Below are 20,435 nucleotides of genomic sequence, written 5' to 3'. Positions count from 1 at the left end.
CCTTGTTACAAAGTAATAACAATAGATGTCTGCTAAACCATTCTCAACCATCTTTGGCTAACATCATCAATATTGATCTTTTACCACATTCTGCTGTTCTATCAGTCAATTACTATGAACCCGTTTATTCGGTGAATACAGTATAAAAAGTGAAAGTATTAGGGAAAAAACTTGAAATTTATACCTTGGATATTAGCATTAGTATTTGCGTGTTTTTCAATACCTGCGCAAGCATTACACTCAGATAAAATCGATAAGCCCGTTGAAAATAAACCCTTGATCATTGTTATGGGGGAAGATACGTATCCGTTTGAATATTTAGATGAGAGGGGGACTCCTGCCGGTATTTTAGTTGATTTATGGCGCGAGTGGTCAATCATCACTGACACTAAAGTGCAATTTGTGTCTCGGCACTGGCAGCAGTCAATGAATCAACTCGAACAGAAAAAAGCAGATGTTCATATTGGTATGTCTCAAAACCAAGCACGGTTAAAAAAGTTTGATTTTGCTAAATCATTTACCTCATTAAATACCTATTTATACATTCATAAGTCGATAAATAGTAAAAAGAAAATTAGCGATTTAATTCCCTATCAAGTCGGTATTGTGACGGGCTCATCCCATGAAGCAACATTATCAGCGTTAGAACCTAAGCTTAGTTTTAAGCGTTATCAAAATCGTGAACAATTGTTACAAGCGGCGGTTAACGGAGAGTTGTTTGTTTTCGCCGGTATTGAAGGATACCAACGCAACTTAGCACTAGAGCAAGATATCGCGGCAAATTTTTACAGCTCATCACGTATCTTAATTAAAAAAATCAACCTTGCACCGGCAGTAGTGAAAGGGGATCAAGCGCTTGTTAACAAAATAAATAATGGTTTTGAATTAATACCCGCCGAGGTTATCCAGCAAATAGAGCGTCACTGGTTAGGTTATCATCGACAAACATCGGGTGTGATTATTGCGATGCAAAATGGTGTCGAACCCTACGTAGATATCGATGCTGATGGTTTTCCACATGGCATGCTAGTTGACTTATGGACATTATGGTCAGAAAAAACCGGTATCAAAATTGATTTTGTTGCAGGCGACATGAACAGCAGTATTGATGACGTCAAACGTGGCGTGGCAGACGTTCACATTGGGTACCCTGAAAGCCAAGATATGCGAACGGGTCTCAAGCAAGCTTGGCATATTATTTCAGTCAAAAGTCGTTTTTTTAGTTCAAACCCGAAATTAACTCATATTGAAGATATTGCCATGCGCATCGGGGTGTTTCCTACAGCACCGTATATTAGTGATATAAAAAAAACGTTTCCTAAGGCACAGTTACGTTTTTATGACACCTTAGAAAGTATGGTGAAAGCGGGTCGCAATGACGAAATTAGCGGTTTTGTGTCGTCTGCCGCCATGACGTCACATTATTTGTTGGCTAATAAATTATGGGCAGAGTTTCGACAATATACTGATATCGAATTTTCGACAGATATGTATGCGTTAACACGTGTTGACGACAGTGGATTAGCGGATCGAATTCAAGCAGGATTTAGTTTAATTTCTGTCGAGGAACAAATTCAAATCGAACGTAAATGGTTAATTAATCCAGACGATCGTTATTTTGCAGGTTCTGCCAATAAAATAAAACTAACAACTCAACAAAAGCAATATATAAGTACCTTAGGTGCTATCAAAATGGGTTACCTAAAAAATTGGGCTCCTATGGAATTTCAAGGGAAAAATGGTGAATTTTTAGGGGTGAATGCAGACATTAAAAATTTACTGGTTAAACAACTCAATTTAACCATTATCCCAGTGGCTTATGATGATTTTGGTAAAATGGTCAGTGACCTTGTTAAAGGAGAAATTCATTTAGTTGCCAGCATGGCTAAAACATCGGATCGGGCAAACACTCTTGCATTCTCATTAGCATATTGGCCGTCACCTTGGGCGATAATCACTTCATTAACTCAACCTCCCATTTTTAATGTCTCACAAATTGCGGGTAAACGACTGGCTGTTGTTGATGGCTACCATATTGTGGATCAGCTTCGTCAACAATACCCAGAAATAAAGTTAGTGGTTGTGTCAGATACCAAGCAGGGTACGGAAGCGGTGATTAATGGCAGCGCGGATATGTTTGTTGAACAAGTGGCGACATTGGCGACTACTTTAAAAGGTGGTCAATATCCGAGTTTAAAAATGTCGTTGTTAACCGAGTTTACTGAGCAGCATAGCCACATTGGTCTATTCCCCGGGCTCAAAAATTTAGTTCCTTTGATTGATAGAGCGATTGCGACTATAGATGAAACAGAACAACAAAACATGTATCAAAAATGGGTATCATTAGATCTCAATAGTGACACATTACGTTACCAGCGTTGGCTTAAATTATTGGTGATCGGTTTGTTAATTATCACTCTGATCGCCATCGTGATATTGATGTCAAATCGACGCTTAAATGTCGAAATCCAAAAGCGCTTTAAAGCTGAAGAAACGCTTAAGTATATGGCAGATCATGACAATGTTACCGCACTGCCTAATCGCAGTTTACTTGATGATAGATTAACGCAAGCAACACTGACTCATCATAGAGATAAATTAAAATTTGCATTGTTGTTTATTGATTTAGATGGCTTTAAAGCGATAAATGATCAGCACGGTCATCATATGGGTGATAAGTTACTACAACGCATAGCCGTGTTATTAACTCGACATGTAAGAGAATCAGACACTGTGGCTCGTTTTGGTGGTGATGAGTTTGTGGTGTTATTAAATCACATAGAAGCTAAAGAAAATGCCCGTCAAGTGGCTGATAACATCTTAATCGCATTAAAGAAGCCGTTATTAATCGATGATATCAGTGTCACTATTTCGGCCAGTATCGGTGTGGCTATCTTCCCTGATGATGCCGATAGTGGGGCTTTATTATTGAAGAAATCAGATCAGCTAATGTATCAGGCTAAAAAAGTCGGCGGTCATCAATACAAAATGAATTAGTTTACCTTGATGGTTTTTCAGTCAATCGGTCGAGATTATTTGCTCTAGGTCTAGTTAATTCACCCAATCTGATTGATACTTCAATGCATAAGTTTGAGTCACGGTATATAATGCCGTTTTTGTGGTTTTCGATTTCCAAAATACCGCTTTGTGGATAAAGGATAGAGTTCAATGCGCAGTCATTATTGTGGAGACGTTAATAAGTCTCATCTAGGTCAAGAAGTAACTTTAGTCGGTTGGGTAAACCGTAGTCGAGATTTAGGCGGAGTCGTATTTTTAGACTTACGCGATAGAGAAGGGCTAGTGCAGGTTGTTTATGACCCAGATCTAAAAGATGTTTTTGATATAGCAAGCACGTTGCGCAGTGAATTTTGTGTTCAGGTCAAAGGGGTTGTTAGTGCCCGTCCAGAAAGCCAAGTCAATTCAAACATGAAGACTGGCGAAATTGAAATTTTGGGTAAGCAATTGACCATTATTAATGCTTCTGCTCCGTTGCCATTGAGCATGGATAATTACCAAAATAACAGCGAAGAACAACGTTTAAAATACCGTTATTTAGATTTACGTCGTCCAGAGATGGCCGAGCGTCTTATTTTTCGTGCAAAAGTGACCAGCTCAGTGCGTCGCTTTTTAGACAGCAATGGCTTTTTAGATATCGAAACGCCTATTTTGACTAAAGCCACCCCAGAAGGTGCGCGTGACTATTTAGTTCCTAGCCGGACTTATAAAGGTCAGTTTTTTGCTTTACCTCAATCACCACAGCTGTTCAAACAGCTGCTAATGATGTCTGGTTTTGATCGCTATTACCAAATTGTAAAATGTTTCCGTGATGAAGATTTACGGGCAGATCGCCAGCCTGAATTTACTCAAATCGATATTGAAACTTCGTTTATGTCTTCTGAACAAGTCATGGAAAAAACTGAGCAAATGATGCGCGGTTTATTCCAAGATTTATTGAATGTTGATTTAGGCGATTTTCCACGCATGTCATACGCAGAAGCAATGAAGCGTTACGGTTCTGATAAACCCGATTTGCGTAACCCGCTTGAGTTAGTTGATATTGCCGATTTAGTTAACAATGTCGAGTTTGCCGTTTTTAATGGCCCGGCAAACGATGTAGAAGGCCGCGTAGCAGCGTTACGTATTCCAACGGGCGCATCATTATCACGTAAGCAAATTGATGACTACACTAAGTATGCTGGTATTTATGGCGCTAAAGGCTTAGCGTGGATGAAGATAAATGACTTAGCAGCAGGTATCGAAGGTATTCAATCTCCAGTACTTAAGTTTTTAACCGAAGCTATCGTTAACGACATTATTAGCCGTACTGGCGCACAAACCGGTGATATCATTCTATTTGGTGCAGACAAAGCGACCGTCGTGGAAGAAGCCATGGGCGCGCTGCGCTTAAAAGCAGGTGAAGATTTCAAGCTACTTGAAGGTGAATGGCGCCCATTATGGGTGGTTGACTTCCCAATGTTTGAACAAATTAATGGTGGTTTCCACGCCGTTCACCATCCATTTACCGCCCCTCGTGGGATTAGTGCTGAACAATTGGCCGCCGATCCCGCGGTGGCAATTTCAGATGCCTACGACATGGTGTTAAATGGTTGTGAGTTAGGGGGTGGTTCAGTACGTATCCACAACGCAGAAATGCAAAGCACAGTATTTGGCATTTTAGGCATTGAAGCAGAAGAAGCGAATGAAAAATTCGGATTCTTACTTGAAGCATTACGTTATGGTACCCCACCTCATGCTGGTTTAGCCTTCGGATTAGATCGTATTATTATGTTAATGACAGGGGCAAGCTCAATTCGTGACGTGATGGCTTTCCCTAAAACCACCACAGCGGCGTGTCCGTTAACCAATGCGCCAGGATTTGCTAACCCAGTTCAACTCGCTGAGTTAGGCATTGCTGTGGTTGAAAAGGTTAAAACAGAAGAGTAAAACGCTAACGTTAGCCATTTGCTCGCTCTTAAATGGGCACTATATACCGAGGCTTTTGCCTCGGTACGTTTTTGACAAGTAGACTGTTTCACTTGAAAAATTCTATTAAATAGTAAGGAGATATAATGGCAGGACACAGTAAATGGGACAATATTAAACACCGTAAAGCGGCACAAGATGCTAAACGCGGTAAGTTATTCACCAAATTTATTCGCGAGCTCAATGTGGCGGCCCGCGAAGGCGGTTCTGATATTGATGCTAATCCCAGATTACGCGCTGCAGTCGATAAAGCCTTATCCAATAATATGACCCGAGATACCGTTGAACGCGCAATCAAACGTGGTGCCGGTGAAATGGATGGTCAGCAATTAGAAACCATTATTTATGAAGGCTATGGTCCCGGAGGGACTGCTGTGATGGTTGAAACAATGACGGATAATCGTAATCGTACTGTTTCTGGCGTGCGAAATGCGTTTAATAAGTCTGGTGGCAACTTAGGTACCGACGGTTCAGTGGCGTATCTGTTTACTAAATCTGGCATTATTTCTTATGACACTGATATTGATGAAGATAGCTTAATAGACAGTGCGTTAGAGGCGGGTGCTGAAGATGTTGTCACTCATGACGATGGTTCTATCGATGTGTTTACCACTCCAGATACCTTTGGCAAAGTCAAAGATGCACTTGATAGCGCGTCCTTTGACTCTGTTCATGCTGAAGTGACCATGGTTGCGTCATTAAAAGCTGAACTTGATGCTAACACTGCTGAAAAGTTTTTACGTTTAATCGATAACTTAGAAGATAATGATGATGTACAAGAGGTATATCATAATGCTGATATTTCAGATGACGTTATGCAAGTATTAGACAACGCATGAGGCATCAATGGCCATTATTTTAGGGGTTGATCCCGGCTCCCGTATTACAGGCTATGGTGTGATCCAATGCCAAGGCCGTCAACAGATTTACCTTGGCAGCGGCTGTATCCGAACATCTGCCGATGATTTACCCCAACGATTACAACAAATTTATGCGGGTCTATGCGAAATTATTACTCAATATCAGCCTGATGAGTTTGCCATTGAACGGGTTTTTATGGCAAAAAATGCCGACTCTGCCCTAAAACTGGGTCAAGCAAGAGGCGCGGCGATTGTCGCGGCAACATGTGCCGGACTGCCTGTTGCTGAATATAGCGCGACACAGATAAAAAGTGCAGTCGTAGGGACGGGTCGAGCCCAAAAAACACAAGTTCAACATATGATTAAGCAATTACTTAAACTACCTGCTTCACCACAAGCCGATGCGGCGGATGCGTTAGGGGTAGCAATATGCCATTTTCATACTTATCAAAGCCTTATCGCTATGGGTGGTAAAGCTAGCAGCAGAACATATGGAAGATACAAATGATAGGTCGTCTAAGTGGTATTTTAGTTGAAAAACACGCGCCTGAAGTGGTGCTCGATGTCAATGGTGTCGGTTATGAGTTGCAAGTGCCCATGACCAGCTTTTATGAGTTGCCAGCGTTAAATCATGCTGCGATGTTATTTACCCATTTTGTGGTGCGTGAAGATGCGCAGTTACTTTATGGCTTTATCACTAAACAAGAGCGGGCATTATTTCGTTTATTGATTAAAACCAACGGCGTTGGCCCTAAGTTAGCGTTAACCATTTTATCGGGTATGACAGCATCGGAGTTTGTTTCATGTGTCGAACGTGACGACATTGCCACCTTAGTCAAGTTACCTGGCGTGGGTAAGAAAACCGCTGAACGCTTAGTCATTGAAATGCGTGATAAGCTTAAAAGCTTGCTTGAAGCATCAGCGGGTTCTGAGCGCGAATTTATGTTGCAGAGTAATTATACACCGGCTCCGACAGCAGACAGTGCAGAGGAAGATGCCATTTCCGCGTTATTATCGTTAGGCTATAAACCTGCACAAGCCAGTAAATCAGTTTCTGCGGCTTTTAAACAAGGTATGAGTTCTGAAACGTTAATTAAAGCTGCATTAAAATCAATGTTATAAATATGATGATATGCATAAACAGGGTACGTAAAAATGATTGAAGCTGATCGTCTAATCCAGCCACAGGAACAAGGTCAAGATGAACTTATTGATCGTGCTATGCGCCCTAAAATGTTGGATGAGTATACAGGTCAAGATGATACTCGAGCCCAGCTTAAGATTTTTATTCAAGCAGCGATAAATCGTCGCGAAGCACTTGATCACATGCTAATTTTTGGTCCTCCAGGTTTAGGTAAAACAACCTTGGCGATGATTGTAGCCAATGAAATGGGAGTGAATATCAAATCCACTTCTGGCCCTGTACTTGAAAAAGCGGGGGATTTAGCGGCTTTACTGACTAACCTTGAAGAGGGGGATGTGCTGTTTATCGATGAAATTCATCGTCTAAGCCCTGTAGTCGAAGAGATCCTTTATCCGGCGATGGAAGACTACCAACTTGATATTATGATTGGTGAAGGTCCTGCTGCGCGTTCGATTAAATTAGATTTGCCGCCATTTACACTTATTGGCGCTACCACGCGTGCCGGTGCATTAACCTCACCATTGCGGGCTCGTTTTGGTATTCCATTACGGTTAGAATTTTACAATGTGAAAGATCTTACCACCATAGTGATCCGTTCAGCTAAGGTGATGGAACTTGAGATAGATGGTCAAGGCGCGATTGAAATAGCCAAGCGCTCACGCGGCACCCCGCGAATTGCCAACCGTTTATTACGCCGGGTTCGCGATTATGCTGAAGTCAAACATGATGGCAAAGTGACCCAAAAAGTGGCCGAATATGCCCTCGATTTACTCGATGTTGATGAGCAAGGTTTTGATTACTTAGATCGTAAACTCTTGCTTGCCATTATTGATAAATTTATGGGTGGCCCTGTAGGATTAGATAACCTCGCGGCGGCCATCGGTGAAGATAGAGAAACGATTGAAGACGTACTGGAGCCTTTTTTAATTCAGCAAGGCTTTATTCAGCGCACACCAAGAGGCCGTATTGCGAGTCAAAGAGCTTATGATCATTTTAGTCTTGTTAAGCCCGAATAAGCCCAATCTTATCCACTTGCTTTAGTGAACATACGCAATTAGACCAATATCGTTTTAGATAAAAAAACCAGCTTTCGCTGGTTTTAATCTTACTAGGTGAGCGATATATGATCAGGCCTAGCTATTTAACTTGTGGTGATAAGGATGGATCTAACCTAACGCTTCAGTCGCCGAACTCTTTTGAATTAACTCAATTTTGTATCCGTCAGGATCTTCAACAAAGGCAATTTCAGTTTTGCCGCCGGCAACCGGACCCGGTGCTCGAGTAATGTTACCGCCAGCGGCAGCAATCGTCTCGCAACGGGCATAAATATCGTCTTCGCCTATGGCTAAATGCCCAAAGCCATTACCCAAATTATATGTATCGACACCCCAATTATAAGTTAACTCTATAACGGCTTGGCCTGTTGTTTCCTCACCAAAACCAACAAAAGCGAGGGTGTATTTGTACTCTGGGTTTTCAGATTGGCGTAGTAGTTTCATTCCCATGACTTGGGTATAAAATTGAATGCTACGTTCAAGGTTGCCTACTCGGATCATCGTATGAAGTAATTGCGACATGATATGCTCTCTTATAAAATTTATCTGACTTTAACAAGCTCAGATGACAATGAAAAGTTTTGCAGTTCTGATTGATTAAAACTTAAAACGAACAAGGTGAGGTTGCATTGTTTTACTCGAGTGGATAGCCAGTTGTTCTCGAATAGACAATAATCATATTTTGCTTTGGCTCACATTTATGATGTTATCTTTTGGGCATTTGGCCTAAAAGCGTTATTATTTCGTTATACACATATGGAGGCAAGACAATGAATACAGAATTAAAAATGGCCTTAGGCACGACTGTCGTAATCGCAATTTGTTTTAGCGCGTTTTTTGTGTCGATGTTTTAAGCACCATCATAAAATAGATAGCCCCATTTGAACCACCGCTAAATAAATGTATTGCATGTTAATTGATGAGTTAACATTCAATACATTGATATAAATACCCCAAAACACCCTAGGTGATTTGGGGTTATTCTTCTGGATAGACCTTGTCTTTAAATTGCCATTATATCCACTAAAAATAGCCATAAGTCTTCAATAATACAGCTGCCACAACGTGGTTTTCGCTCTAAACAAGTGTAACGCCCATGTAGATTAAACCAATGATTTACATCCACTTTAAACTCACTTGGCACCACTTTAAGCATATTCAGTTCAACTTGGTCAACATTTTTGCCAAGAGTAAACTTAGTGCGATTCGCTAACCTAAAAATATGAGTGTCGACCGCAATCGTGGGCCAACTTTAAGTGGTGTTAATTATTGCATATATTTTATATGGAAAGAATACACTATTGGGTTGTTTTGTGCTTAACGGAAGTTAACAGCAGCAATATCAAAACTTCCGTTTATCGCTAAAACAGTTATTGATACTGTAATTTTAATTGCTGATTTTTGTTGTAAGCGCGAGTCTAACTCTCATCACTCTCATCACTCTCATTGCGACTTAAAAGCCTACCAAACTATGTCAAATTAACGATGTCACTACACTCTCGATTTCAGATGCTAATTGTCCGTTAAATTCACTAGCCGTTATCACAGCGAGCCACATCTATCTGCTGTACTTAATGAAATGAAAAATGCTCTATTGCTCTTGCTTACCTATATATATCAATAGATCAAACTACTTAAGTCCAAACTACCAACTCAATATTTTAACGCCCACTTTCGTCTCTATGTTAGCGTTGGGTGAGGTTATGTCGAATAACAAAAATCGACCGCTTTGAGGTCATCGTGACGCTTAGCATCATATCTTGGAATGAAATGTTGTTAACTCTCTAAAAAACTGACAAACATGCTCATTGCGAAAGTGACTAGTAGCAACACCAAAGCTTCTCTTATCCTATCTAAATAGTTCTTTCAAAAGCAGATTTTTAGTATCAGAAACTATCCGTTTTGTGGCGTAGAGCAAACATTAAGTGGGCAAGCTTTCTATTGACGATAGTCGGTAGGCCTTTTGTTTAGTTGGCGATGTTCTATGGTGGAGATTTGGGTATGTGCAGCTTGTTTGGCCTTATAGATGCTGACGGTTTGTTTGCTGTTGTGAATGAGTGATGTGTGAGTGTTGTTTTCTCGATAAAAAAAGTAGGGTAATGAAGCTCCCCCTACTTTTTTGGTAACAGTTAAGTCTTAATCTCGATATTTCATCTCTTGCAGCAATGAAGTACTCATGATGGTTCGAAACTCAGCACGGTTACCGCTTTCAGATTCCATCTTTTCCATACTTTTCTTTGCCCACGCCATATACGTGGTACGACGCTTTTCATTTTCAGCAACGGATGCCATGTTTTCGAATACACGAACCAAGTAAAGGTCAGGCTCATCCATTCTTGGGTGTACATTACTAATAACTTTAGCATCTATTAGCCAGCCTTGAGATTTGGCATAATCGCTGTTTTTACGCCATTCGCCCGCAAGCCACGTCGAATATTTAAGGCCAGCACCATCGGATATTTTTATACCTGTAACTTCCCAATACTCACCACCAATAAAAGGTGGTTCTTCTGCTGCATATACATTTTGAATAGCGAATAAGCTTAATACACAAAACAATAATCCTTGGATTGAATTTGTTTTCATTTTTTGTATTTCCTAATGACTCGTGAACATGAGTGTTCACAGTGATATAAAAATAGTTCAATGTTTTTACTTTGTCTAATTTTGATTTGCTTAACATACAGGTGATCATATGACCGCAATAGCTTGGGGAAAACTGCAGAAAAATCGGGCTTAATAGGTGCAGGAACACGAGGTCATGTTGGTGCTACTTTTGGTTTAGAGGCGGGCAGATTAATTGGCATACCTATCGGTGCTTATATAAGTAGAAAATTATAGTGGCATAATAAAACTGGGCTGCAATATAAATTTAAACAGAACTCGATACGTCAGCTTTAGTATGTAAACAGTCTATTTTGAATCCGTTTTACATTCAGGCAAGAGTCTCCTCTTTGGCAGCTACTAACCTTAACTTTTTATTCGATAAATTCAAACTTTCAATATTTTTCTGGATATCTCGAAAGTTCATTTCAGTGTCAGGAAAATACTAAATAAGTAATAACAGAACCACTTACTCTTCGTGGCAAGAGTGAAGATAGATCAAGCTATGATAATGATTACCTACCATAGCTGACGATGAGATTATAAATGGGTTAAGTAAATCTTTAGTCTTCAGTCTTCTCTTTAAAGTCACACAAGTCTTCGATAATACAAGAACCGCAGCGAGGCTTTCGTGCTATGCACGTGTATCTACCATGCAAAATTAACCAGTGATGTAGATCATACATAAATTCAGTTTTGTTAGGGGTGTTCTTAATGATGGCTTGTTCGGTTTCTTCAACAGTCTTACCTTTAGCGTAGCCTGTGCGATTAGCTACTCGTTGAATATGTGTATCAACAGCAATAAAGTATCTACCTTCATTATCTTTTAGCCAGCCAAATGCCGTATTGAGAACGACGTTTGCTGTTTTTCGACCCACGCCAGGTAAAGCTTCTAGTGCGTCTCTGTTTTCTGGTACCGCACCATTATGCAAATCCAGCAGCATTTTACAGGCGTTAATCACATTAATAGCTTTGTTATTGTATAGGCCAATGGTTTTAATGTATTGCTTAAGCCCGTCAACCCCTAAGTCAAATATGGCTTGAGGCGTATTGGCAACAGGAAACAGCTTATTGGTCGCTTTATTGACACTGACATCGGTCGCTTGTGCTGATAATGTCACAGCAACTAATAACTCAAATGGACTTGAAAAGTTCAATTCAGTTTCAGGTTTAGGGTTATTGTCTCTTAATCGGTTGAGAATTTGGATACGTTTATCTTTATTCATATTAATCAGTCAATTCATCGTTAAGTTAACGGCCGTTTTAGAGTAACCGCGGAGTCTTGTTAGTTGACTTTAGTGATCCGAGCACGCGTCACGCCAACACTTTCAGCTTTAGGCTGCTGTGCTTTTACTCGGCTATCGATGACATTTTTAAGGGCAATTAATAATCCCATCGCTATAAATGCTCCCGGCGGCAACATCGCCAATAAAAATGGTGTGTCCACATGCCACACATGAATCGTTAACACACTCGCCCAATCACCTAATAATAAATCAGCACCACCAAATAGGGTCCCTTGACCGAGTAATTCTCGGCTGGCACCTAAAACAACCAGTACAGCAGTAAAACCTAACCCCATCATTAATCCATCAAAGGCCGAGTGGGCTACAGAGTTACGAGAGGCAAATGCTTCAGCGCGGCCGATGATGACGCAGTTGGTCACAATCAGTGGTAAAAAAATGCCTAACGACAAATATAGATTATAGGCATAAGCGTTGATCAGTAATTGTACGCAAGTGACAAGTGCGGCAATGATCATAACAAATACTGGGATACGAATTTCTTTAGGAACAATATCGCGTACCAAGGAAACTAAGACATTGGATCCAATTAGTACCAACAAAGTGGCAACCCCCAAACCTAATGCATTTGTGATTGTTGCTGTCACAGCAAGCAGCGGACATAAACCTAATAGTTGGACTAATCCGGGGTTATTCTTCCATAACCCTTGAGCCGCGATTGCACGATAATTACTCATGGTTGGCCTCACAGGCATAATGACTTTGGTAGAGCGCTTGGCGATGTTGTTCAACAAATGTCATCGCATTTGCAATGGCTTTAACATAAGCGCGCGGAGTAATGGTCGCACCGGTAAATTGATCAAATTGTCCGCCATCTTTTTTCACTTTCCAGTCGCTTAAATTTCCAGTAAAACGTTTGCCGCTGAAATGAGTGACCCAATCAGACTTTCGTAAATCAATTTTATCGCCTAAGCCAGGCGTTTCTTGATGGAAAAGGGTACGAACACCCAATATTGTCCCGGTGTTATCAACGCCAATAATGAGTTTTATTGCTCCGTTATAACCATCTGGAGCAATGGCTTCAATCGCGATGGCAACAGGTTGTTCACCTTTATAAGCAAGATAGGCCGGCAAATCGGCTTTAGTGCCTAATAGCTGCGGAGAATTAACCAAAATACATTGTTCACTGAGTACATTGTCGTGTAATTCGGTCGGAATAATTTGGTTAAGCGTTAGGGTTAATTGTTTTTGCTGTTGCAATAATATTGTGTCACTGGTTAAGGCATTCACAAAAGCGACGAGGCCGGTGCAACATAAGGCAAATAGGCCGAGTAACAGGCCATTTTTAATCATCGGGTTAGTTGTTAAAATAGACATAATTAATTTCCTGCTCGATGACCATAGCTACGCGGACGAACATAATAATCAATAAAAGGTGCGCACATGTTAGCTAACAATACGGCAAATGCGACGGCATCAGGGTAGCCACCAAAGGTGCGTATTAAGTAAATGAGTAAGCCTATCATGGCGCCAAATATCAGTCGACCGCGAGGACTCGCTGCTGCAGTGACAGGGTCGGTGGCAATAAAAAATGCCGCCAACATGGTACCACCGGAAAATAAATGCATCATTGGACTGACGAAGGTATCCGGACTGATTAAAAATCCGCCACTGGCGCAAATAAATAATGTCAGTAAAATAGAGACGCTGATGTGCCAGCGTATAACATGAAGCTTGAGCATGATTAGCCCACCTACAAGGTAAGCCAAATTCACCCAAAACCAACCGACACCGACACTGCCATTGAAGATGATTTTAGCCAAACTTTCTGTCGTGGTCATGCCCATTGAAAGATCGGTCTTAAGTGTGTCCAGTGGTGTTGCCATTGTGGTGCCGTCAATCGCAAGCCGAAAAAAATCTGCCGAATAGACGCTGTTTAATTGAAAAATACTGTTAATAGTATTGCTTAAATCTGCGCTATTGAGCGTGAGCGTTTGCGGTGCGACCCATGATGTCATTTGCACTGGGAATGAAATCAACAATAGAACGTAAGCGGCCATAGCCGGGTTAAAGACGTTATTACCCAGCCCGCCGTAAAGCTGCTTAACGATGACAATGGCAAATACTGTGCCTATTACAATGAGCCACCAAGGTGCTAAAGGCGGAATCGCAACCGCAAGTAAGCTTGCAGTAACCAATGCACTATTATCAGATAACGTGGCGGTAATATTTTTGTTTCGTAACTTCATTACGGCAGATTCAGCTAAATAAGCCACTGTAATGGCAAGTAATAACTGTACAAGAGTACCATAACCGAAATAATAGCTTTGTACTGCAATACCCGGTATTAGGCATAGCGCGACACGTTTCATCACTTTATTGGTGTGCAATGTTGTGCTGACATGTGGAGATGAGGCAATTTTAAATGCCATAGTTATTGTTCCTCTTACTTAGCACTGTTAGCGAGCTTTTTCGCTTTCGCTTTCGCTTTGGCGACAGCGGCAGCAATTTTGGCTTTTTTGTTATCTACAGCTTGGGTGGTGGCTGAATGAGTTACTTCAGCTTCAGCTTCGCTTGCATTGTTGTTGTCATTATCGGTAATAGATTCATTTTTGCTAACGACAGCATGTTCAGTCACCGCAGTGCTTTTTGTATCGGCAGCACTTGTTGTCGCGGAGCCATTGGCTGATGCAGCTTTTTTGGCTTTAGCACGTGCAACTGCCGCAGCAATTTTAGCTTTTTTGTCATCTACAGCTTGAGTGGTGGCTGAATGAGTTACTTCAGCTTCGCTCGCATTGTTGCTGTCATTATCGGTAATAGTCTCATTTTTGCTAACGACAGCATGTTCAGTCACCACAGTGCTTTTTGTATCGGCAGTACTTGTTGTCGCGGAGCTATTGGCTAATGCGGCTTTTTTGGCTTTAGCACGTGCAACCGCCGCGGCAATTTTAGCTTTTTTGTCATCTACAGCTTGGGTGGTGGCTGAATGAGTTACTTCAGCTTCGCTCGCAGTGTTGTTGTCATTATCGGTAATAGTCTCCTTTTTGCTAACGACAGCATGTTCAGTCACCGCAGTGCTTTTTGTATCGGTAGTACTTGTTGTCGCGGAGCCATTGGCTAATGCAGCTTTTTTGGCTTTAGCACGTGCAACCGCCGCGGCAATTTTAGCTTTTTTGTCATCTAGTGGTTGGGCTGACTCATTGATAACTTCAGCTCCACTGGGTGTGTTGAGGGCGTTTGTTTGCGTTGACTCATTGGCTAATGCAGCTTTTTTAGCTTTAGCACGTTCAATGGCGGCGTTAATGACTGTTTTATTTACGTCGGTGGTATCGATTGCTACATTGCTCGAAGATGCAAGGCTTGTGGCAGCGGAACCTTGCGTTACTGAGTCTGTTGCTTGAGCTTTTTTCGCGGCGATACGTGCCATCGCGGCGGCAACAGCATCTTTATCACTCGATTTCATATTTGCTTGGCGCTTGGCGGCAGCTTGCTTTGATTTTTCTTCGCGCGCATTTTTTTCATCTTCAAGACGTTGTAAGCGAGCTTCAAAACGAAGTTTAGCTTTTTCAGCTTGAAGTTTTTCTTCAGCGGTATTTTTCAGCGCCGACTTAGCGATACGATAGTATTCAACTAAGGGGATATCACTTGGACAGACATAGCTACAACAACCACATTCAATGCAGTCTTTTAAATTAAAACTCGCTGCTTTATCGTATTCTTCAGCTTTTGCGTGCCAGAATAACTGTTGTGGTAACAATAATGCCGGGCAAACGACAGCGCACTCACCACATCGAATACAGGCTTTCTCATCTGAATCGGGTGCTATTTCTGTTTGGCTTGGTGTTAGCAAACAGTTGGTGCCTTTTAATATTGGCACATCAAGTTCGGCTATTGCATATCCCATCATTGGGCCGCCTACAATGATTTTTTGCGCGCGCTCTGGTTTGAAACTAACTTGACTGAGGGCATCGGCTACGGTTGTGCCTATTCTAAGCCAATAGTTTCCGGGTTTACCGATGCTTTCACCCGTTAATGTCACCACGCGTTCAATGAGTGGTTTACCTTGTAATACCGCATCTTGTATTGCATAGGCGGTACCGACGTTATGCATAACAATACCGAGTTGGGCTGGAATCGCGCCACTTGGCACTTCTTTACCGGTAATAATTTGAATAAGTTGTTTTTCACCGCCAGAAGGGTACTTTGTTGGAATAACGGTGACGCGGATCATGTCGTTGGGCAATGAGCTGCGATGAATAGCCGATTCCATAGCCTGCGCGGCTTCAGGTTTGTTGTCTTCAATGGCGATGATAATGCGCTGTGGATTAAGTAAATGATCAATAATACTTATGCCAGTTAAGATTTCATCACTGTATTCACGCATTAATCGATCATCAGCACTGATATAGGGTTCACATTCCACACCATTAATGATGACTAAATCGATTTCGCTGGCGGGGTTGAGTTTGACATGGCTAGGAAACGCCGCGCCGCCCATGCCTGCAATCCCTGCGTGTTTGATTTTGTCTAGAATAGCCGGTTTTGACAGTTGTTCAATCTGACCTGGTACCAGTTCACACCAAGTATCTTGACCATCAGCTTCGATGATGCAACTCAACACAGGTAATAAAGAGGGATGGTTACTATGGTGTTCTTCTATTGCCACAACCGTCCCAGAGGTAGGCGCGTGAACCGGTAAATAGGTAAAACCAGCACCTTCAGTGATTGATTGTCCTCTTAATACCTTGTCACCAACACGAATGCTAAGTGCGGCCTGTTGACCGACAAGGGGAACCGGTACCACAAATCGCGATGACAGTGGTAAAGGTAAAATTGTGCGTTGATTGGATAATGATTTAAGTTCAGGTGGATGGATCCCGCCAGGAGAGCGCCACAAAGTACCTTTATCTAATTGCTCTAATAACGTTAGCACCGTTTTTCCTCTTGCTCAGGATCGATCACGTTTACTGGGATAGCGTGTAACTTCCAGTCCCAATTTTGTATTGTGGTTGCAACGGGGATCATATCTATACAATCGACAGGGCAAGGTTCAACACATAAGTCACAGCCAGTACAATCTTTGACAATAACGGTATGCATTAATTTACCAGCACCTAAAATAGCGTCAACTGGGCAGGCTTGGATACACTTAGTGCAACCAATGCATTCATCTTCGCGGATGTAAGCCACTTTTTTCACATTAGCTTGAGCCTCTTCGCCTAACGCTTCAGGTTCTACCCCCATGAGCTCAGCAATTTTTTCCATGGTAGCGGTACCGCCTGGAGGGCATTTATTGATTTTCTCACCATTGGCGATGGCTTCTGCATAGGGTCGACAACCAGGGAAACCACATTGACCACATTGAGTTTGCGGTAGCAAGGTTTCTACTTGATCAACAATAGGGTTGCCTTCGACTTTAAATTTTTTCGACGCAAAACCCAAAATGACACCAAACACCAATGCTAAGGCGGTTAGTATGGCGACGGCAATTAATATACTCGAAATCATTAAGTAACCAGCCCCGCAAACCCCATAAAGGCTAATGACATTAACCCGGCAGTGATCATGGCAATTGCACCACCTTTAAAAGGTAAGGGCACATCGGCGGCCGCTAATCGCTCACGCATGGCAGAAAATAAAATTAACACTAATGAGAAGCCAACCGCAGCACCAAAACCATATATAGCCGATTGAATAAAATTATGGTCTTCATTGACGTTAAGTAAAGCGACGCCTAATACGGCACAATTGGTGGTGATTAATGGTAAATAAATGCCCAGCGCGCGATGTAAGGAGGCACTGGTTTTTTGCACTACCATTTCAGTAAATTGCACCACGACGGCAATCACTAAAATAAAGCTCATGGTGCGTAAATAACTGAGATCAAATGGTTGTAACAGAAATTCATTAATTAAATAACTCAAAATAGACGCTAGGGTCAACACAAACGTGGTTGCCATCGACATCCCAATTGCTGACGCTAATTTGCTCGACACCCCCATAAAAGGGCATAGACCTAAGAATTTTACCAGAACAAAGTTGTTTACCAGCACTGTGCCGATTAACAGGAGAAGGTAATCTGTCATTGCTACAATTTTTTGACCAATAGTTGTTAGTATTATCTTAGGTTTGACGCCGATAAACAACGGATAAAAAATAAGGTTAAACATAAAATGTTTAACCTTAGAATAAAAGCGTGTTTTTTTACCCTTTTTTACCCTTTATTAACCTTGTTGTTACTGTTTAAGCAACAACAATTCAGGTTTAGCAATATAATATCCTTGTAGTCCGTCCACTAAGAGTTTTTCTAGGGTGAGCTTTTCATCCTGTTTTTCAACACCCGTGGCTATGACGCGGATACTGATGCGTTTTGCGATATCAACGATCATCCTAATAAAAAACTTATTATTATTATCTTGTTCTATATTGTCACTGTAACTGCTGTCTAACTTGATAAAGTCAGGACGTACCTCACGGAAAAATTTAAATGAGGTAAAGCCTAAACCAAAGCGCTCGATAGCGATTTTTGCTCCTACTTTGTGTATCTCGGTAACAAATTGATGGCTAGACTCTAAATTGGTCTGCATTCCTGATTCATTAAGTTCAAACACTAATCGAGCAGCGGTGCCACGATGTTTAGACAATATATCTTTTAACCAAACCGTAAAACTGCCTTGAAGCGCTGAGGACGCACTGATATTCACTCCCATATGACCTGAAATACTCGGGTTTTCACTCAAGATTTTAATGGTTTGTGTGACAATCATTTTATCTAATTCAATACTCATCCCATAACGTTCAGCCATCGCAATCACTGTGGTTGTTGGTAAATGTCTACCTTCGCCGTTATAAAAGCGAGCCAGTAACTCGCGGTAAACTTCAGTAGCATTGTTACAGGGTTGAATAGGTTGCTGATAAAATTTTACGCTTCGACGATTAATCAAGTCGCCGATGGTGATTTTCCAATGGTCTGTTCCGACTTGCTCATCACCCGATAGCTTCTCTAATTGATAGTAACGATTAGGCCCCAGAGTTTGTGCCACGCTGACAGCGGTATCAGCTAATGCCATCAATGCTAATGGCTCGTTTCCTTGCTGATAGGGCACCATACCCGCATGCGCTATAGAGTCACTTTTTGTGCTTTGGGCATATTCGTCAAGATAACGTTTAAGTTGCTCTAAAAATCGCTCACCCTCTTTTAGGGAAATACTGTCAATGAAAACAGCAAAATCACCACTGGAAACCCTAAAGCACTTATTCGCGCCAAGCTTTGATGCCGATTTACGAATGCAGCTTGCCAGTTTTGCTAAATAATCATCACCAGCAGCGCGGCCATGTAATTGGTTGACGCTTGCAAGTTCAGCCGCCTTAACCACAACCAGTACACCATATTGCTGTTTATCCGTTTTACTTATCGCTTCAATATGCTGGGTAAAGCGTTGGCGCGTTGAAAAGCCACTGACGGGATCTTGGTAAGCGGCTTTGGTTAACAATTCATTTTCTTTACTTACCCGATCTAGGCTGAGCTTTAATTGACCACGGCAAGTTTCTATTGCGTTACCCAATGGTTTCAGTACGCCTGGGAAGCGTGATTTTTCAATGGCGAGGAATGATAAGTCAGGGATATGAGCAATGTATTCAGCGGCATAGTTGATTCTACGACGATGTAACTGCACAAGTGCGGCAAATAACAGCATCAGAATGATATATGCCGCGATTAATAAGGTCGCGGTTTGCCTTAAGTCATTAAAGCTAGGTGACAACACACTGGCAGTGTCTAATCTCACTTGTAAGCGACCGTCGGCAAAGTTTTGAACGTGACCTAATTCAATATCAAAAACTTGGCTGGCAAAATCGTCTGAAGGGCGAAGTAAACTGCCATAGGTAAAATTATTATTACTGTCGGTATTATGGATATATTGAAAAAACTGAAAAGAAAAGTCTTTAGACATGCGTTGGTATAACGCTTCTCCGCTGCCATGCCAGTCATCAATGGTTTGTACATTTTGTTGATAACTTGCGCGCGCAACTTCACCTTGTTCCTGTACTTGGTTATTTTCGACCGTGTAAATTTGGAAGATTAATAATCCGAACACAAGGAAAAGAACCAGCTGAAAGGATTTCGATAAGCCCATAAAACATCCATTCCCATGAGTGTTTTTGGCTAAATTTGTTCAGTCCGGCACAAGCTTTGTACTGAAGAGGTTCGAACAAGATGTTAACCAAAAATATAATGATCTAAATAGTGTATATTATAATCAATATTATCATAGCAGAAATGAGATTAGTTAATTATTAATCTAAGGTATTATTTCATATAGAAAAATCAACGATATTTCACTAAGAAACAGTCTTAAATAAATGATGATAACTAAGATAAATGAAGCAATTTGGAAGGTTATGATATTGAAAGTAAAGAGTAGCTTAACAAACGCGAGGATTTAACAGAATAAAATATTGCCAATAATAATGGCTCCCCAGACTGGACTCGAACCAGTGACATACGGATTAACAGTCCGCCGTTCTACCAACTGAACTACTGGGG

16 protein-coding genes and 1 pseudogene are annotated in these 20,435 nt (G+C 41.4%); 6 read left to right on the top strand and 11 right to left on the bottom strand.

Annotated elements, in window-relative coordinates:
- Positions 1–171 precede the first annotated feature (171 nt).
- The 6 genes from AAEZ00_RS13125 (at position 172) to ruvB (ending at position 8,003) form a co-directional block, all read left to right on the top strand.
- Positions 172–2,997: a diguanylate cyclase domain-containing protein gene (locus tag AAEZ00_RS13125; RefSeq protein ID WP_351077499.1), complete on the top strand. Its 2,826-nt coding sequence runs from the start codon at positions 172–174 to the stop codon at positions 2,995–2,997.
- 171 nt (positions 2,998–3,168) lie between these two features.
- Entirely contained in the window at positions 3,169–4,944 is a 1,776-nt protein-coding gene (gene aspS, locus AAEZ00_RS13120; RefSeq protein ID WP_351077496.1) for an aspartate--tRNA ligase, read from the top strand.
- Between the two features lie 125 nt (positions 4,945–5,069).
- Complete coding sequence (locus AAEZ00_RS13115) at positions 5,070–5,822, top strand: YebC/PmpR family DNA-binding transcriptional regulator (RefSeq protein WP_101031108.1); 753 nt, start codon at positions 5,070–5,072, stop codon at positions 5,820–5,822.
- A gap of 7 nt (positions 5,823–5,829) precedes the next feature.
- The gene (gene ruvC, locus AAEZ00_RS13110) at positions 5,830–6,351 is read left to right on the top strand and encodes a crossover junction endodeoxyribonuclease RuvC (RefSeq protein ID WP_059743772.1); all 522 of its coding nucleotides are present in this window, start codon (positions 5,830–5,832) and stop codon (positions 6,349–6,351) included.
- On the top strand, positions 6,348–6,965 hold the full coding sequence (gene ruvA / locus AAEZ00_RS13105) for a Holliday junction branch migration protein RuvA (protein ID WP_124013056.1): 618 nt from the start codon (positions 6,348–6,350) through the stop codon (positions 6,963–6,965). Before ruvC ends, ruvA begins: the two co-directional genes overlap by 4 nt.
- Before the next feature lie 33 nt (positions 6,966–6,998).
- Positions 6,999–8,003, top strand: a complete 1,005-nt coding sequence (ruvB, locus tag AAEZ00_RS13100; RefSeq protein ID WP_101031112.1) for a Holliday junction branch migration DNA helicase RuvB — start codon at positions 6,999–7,001, stop codon at positions 8,001–8,003.
- A 150-nt stretch (positions 8,004–8,153) separates the two neighbouring features.
- Here the strand turns inward: ruvB and gloA are convergent, their stop codons facing one another.
- The 11 genes and pseudogenes from gloA to AAEZ00_RS13045 form a co-directional block, all read right to left on the bottom strand.
- Positions 8,154–8,564 carry a lactoylglutathione lyase gene (gloA, locus tag AAEZ00_RS13095; protein WP_124013057.1) on the bottom strand — a complete coding sequence of 137 codons (411 nt, stop codon included), beginning with the start codon at positions 8,562–8,564 and terminating at the stop codon, positions 8,154–8,156.
- A 456-nt stretch (positions 8,565–9,020) separates the two neighbouring features.
- Positions 9,021–9,291 (bottom strand): annotated as a pseudogene (locus tag AAEZ00_RS13090) (endonuclease III); the annotation flags it as partial.
- A gap of 887 nt (positions 9,292–10,178) precedes the next feature.
- Entirely contained in the window at positions 10,179–10,628 is a 450-nt protein-coding gene (locus AAEZ00_RS13085; RefSeq protein WP_101031116.1) for a hypothetical protein, read from the bottom strand.
- 581 nt (positions 10,629–11,209) lie between these two features.
- Positions 11,210–11,872: an endonuclease III gene (gene nth / locus AAEZ00_RS13080; protein WP_124013059.1), complete on the bottom strand. Its 663-nt coding sequence runs from the start codon at positions 11,870–11,872 to the stop codon at positions 11,210–11,212.
- A gap of 59 nt (positions 11,873–11,931) precedes the next feature.
- Positions 11,932–12,627 (bottom strand): electron transport complex subunit E, encoded by a 696-nt coding sequence (locus AAEZ00_RS13075; protein WP_101031120.1) that lies wholly within the window; start codon positions 12,625–12,627, stop codon positions 11,932–11,934.
- Positions 12,620–13,267 carry an electron transport complex subunit RsxG gene (gene rsxG / locus AAEZ00_RS13070; RefSeq protein ID WP_502959330.1) on the bottom strand — a complete coding sequence of 216 codons (648 nt, stop codon included), beginning with the start codon at positions 13,265–13,267 and terminating at the stop codon, positions 12,620–12,622. The genes AAEZ00_RS13075 and rsxG overlap by 8 nt, the downstream gene beginning before the upstream one ends.
- A gap of 2 nt (positions 13,268–13,269) precedes the next feature.
- Positions 13,270–14,322 carry an electron transport complex subunit RsxD gene (gene rsxD, locus AAEZ00_RS13065; RefSeq protein ID WP_351088740.1) on the bottom strand — a complete coding sequence of 351 codons (1,053 nt, stop codon included), beginning with the start codon at positions 14,320–14,322 and terminating at the stop codon, positions 13,270–13,272.
- Positions 14,323–14,336: 14 nt separating this feature from the next.
- Positions 14,337–16,823 carry an electron transport complex subunit RsxC gene (gene rsxC, locus AAEZ00_RS13060; RefSeq protein ID WP_351088739.1) on the bottom strand — a complete coding sequence of 829 codons (2,487 nt, stop codon included), beginning with the start codon at positions 16,821–16,823 and terminating at the stop codon, positions 14,337–14,339.
- A complete protein-coding gene (gene rsxB, locus AAEZ00_RS13055; protein ID WP_124013157.1) occupies positions 16,817–17,395 on the bottom strand; it encodes an electron transport complex subunit RsxB in 579 nt (192 codons plus the stop codon). Before rsxB ends, rsxC begins: the two co-directional genes overlap by 7 nt.
- A 2-nt stretch (positions 17,396–17,397) precedes the next feature.
- Positions 17,398–17,976: an electron transport complex subunit RsxA gene (gene rsxA, locus AAEZ00_RS13050; protein WP_101034661.1), complete on the bottom strand. Its 579-nt coding sequence runs from the start codon at positions 17,974–17,976 to the stop codon at positions 17,398–17,400.
- Positions 17,977–18,126: 150 nt separating this feature from the next.
- Positions 18,127–20,025, bottom strand: coding sequence for an EAL domain-containing protein (locus AAEZ00_RS13045; RefSeq protein ID WP_351088738.1), 1,899 nt, complete (start codon positions 20,023–20,025; stop codon positions 18,127–18,129).
- Between the last annotated feature and the right edge of the window lie 410 nt (positions 20,026–20,435).

Source organism: Shewanella sp. S1-49-MNA-CIBAN-0167, assembly GCF_040310145.1.
In the GTDB taxonomy this organism is placed as follows: domain Bacteria; phylum Pseudomonadota; class Gammaproteobacteria; order Enterobacterales; family Shewanellaceae; genus Shewanella; species Shewanella psychromarinicola.
Note: the sequence above shows the minus strand (reverse complement) of the source record. Positions and strands in the feature narration are given on the sequence as shown.